The following is a 1,733-nucleotide window of genomic DNA, read 5'->3' as shown; positions in this document are numbered from 1 at the left end:
CCCCATGGTGATTCGCCCCCGGCTTTGTGAATGGTCGTCTTCTCTGCGGCTGCTGGAGCAGGTCAATCATTGTGTGTTGGATGCCTATGGCCACGCCATGCTGCCGCCGCATATTTTTGAGGCGCACTGTTCGCCCCGCGCTGTCGCTTACGGCTCCCGATTTCCCTATTGGTATAACCACCATAACTATCCCTCGCGGCAGCGCCAATTAGGCACATCACAGCTCCACGGTATCGGGGTTCCGTCCAGCGGGATCAAGACCGATGTTTCGCTTAACACACTACGTACCGAAAGCGGATTGGTCGGCAGTCTTTCCTACTACCGTGACGCCATTCCTGAAGATTGTGTGCAAAGCCTGCTGGTCAGCTTCAAGCAGGCATTGGACGAGTTACTTGCCATCGGAAAGTAATTGCAAGTAGTGGTGCAGTGTTAAGGCACACTCTTTACAGGAGGCGATCATTGTGATCGGTCAACTCACTGAAACACCTGAAAACAGCGATACATCGTTACTTCTGCATTTAGATGAACTGCCTGAGCTTGTAGAGAAGACAGCGAAATTCAGTGGCCGCTGCGAGGTTGTCCGGCAACTGGAGGAGCGCTTCGATGCGTTGCTGTTCGATCGCCGCCGCTACCGTTTACAACTGACGCCGGCGGGTGAACTGCTGGTCAGCGAAGCGGCGCGGCTGATGCAGGACCCTCAGTTGGCAATCACGCTCATGTTCCGCCCACTGGCCTTGGCCACGTACAGCGCCTTGTCTGCCGCACCAAACAAGTCTTCGGGGCGGACCTGGGAATCGGCATTGCTGGCACACACGCCGACGCTGACAGTCACGGTACCTTGCGGGCTGTCACTATGAGCAATTTCGGCCTGTAGCACCGCGCGGCGGATTTTCTCCGCCACCAGAAATGCCCCCACGTAATCGGAGCCAGGCAGCACCACGGCGAACTCTTCGCCACCATAACGGGCGGCCAGGTCACCGGGGCGCTTGATGTTGTCCGTGATGATCGCACTGACCTTGCGCAAACACTCATCACCGGCCAGGTGGCCGTAGCGGTCGTTGAACGGTTTGAAATGATCGACATCGATCATCAGCAGCGCCAACCCGGCCTGGCTGCGTCGGGCGCGCCCCATTTCGGCATCGATGAAAGCGTCGAGCTGACGCCGGTTGGCCAACCCCGTCAGCCCGTCCTTGAGGGCCAGGCCCTCGAGGTTGCGATTGACCTCCAGAAGCTTGTCCTGGGTGTCCAGCAACTCGACCTGCACCAGATTCTGCTGCTTCATCAGCTTGATAAGCCGCAACCCCAGTACCCCGAGAAAACTCAGCAACAGCGTGACGATGCAGACGCTGAGCAGGGTTTCCCGGCGCCAACCGGCAAGCACTTCATCCTTGTTCAGCGCGGTAAAAACGATCAGCGGATAATCCTCGACCCGGCGGTACCCTATCACCCGCTCGACACCATCGACAATCGACCTGATCGTGGCCGTACCCGTGTCGCCCTTGGGCAACAACTGAGTGAACAATGGGCTCTTGGCGAGGCTGGAGCCGATATCCGTCTCCTTGAAGGGTCTGCGGATGACAATGCTGGAATTGTCGGCGATCAGGTTGATCACGCCATTACTGCCCATGTCGATGCTGTCGTAGAGTTGCAGGAAATGGCTGAGGTAAATCGTCGCCAGCGCCACGCCGGCAAAGCTGCCATCGGGATGATTGACCCGGCGCGAAACCGTCATG

The 1,733-nt window shown here is 57.9% G+C and carries 2 protein-coding genes and 1 pseudogene; 2 read left to right on the top strand and 1 reads right to left on the bottom strand.

Features of this window, described 5'->3' with window-relative positions; genetic code table 11:
- Positions 1-409, top strand: a 409-nt coding sequence (locus ACXRVY_RS27375) for a hypothetical protein (RefSeq protein WP_458238765.1), incomplete at its 5' end; no start/stop codon positions are given.
- Positions 410-455: 46 nt separating this feature from the next.
- Positions 456-695: pseudogene (locus ACXRVY_RS27370) on the top strand (hypothetical protein); the annotation flags it as partial.
- Positions 696-697: 2 nt separating this feature from the next.
- On the opposite strand, the gene ACXRVY_RS27365 reads toward ACXRVY_RS27370, so the two are convergent.
- A partial coding sequence (locus ACXRVY_RS27365; protein WP_458238764.1) for a sensor domain-containing diguanylate cyclase occupies positions 698-1,733 on the bottom strand: 1,036 nt, incomplete at its 5' end.

It is taken from the genome of Pseudomonas sp. P5_A2_2, from assembly GCF_054177685.1.
The sequence above is the reverse complement of the archived record's forward strand: the minus strand, read 5'-3'. Positions and strand labels throughout refer to the sequence as shown.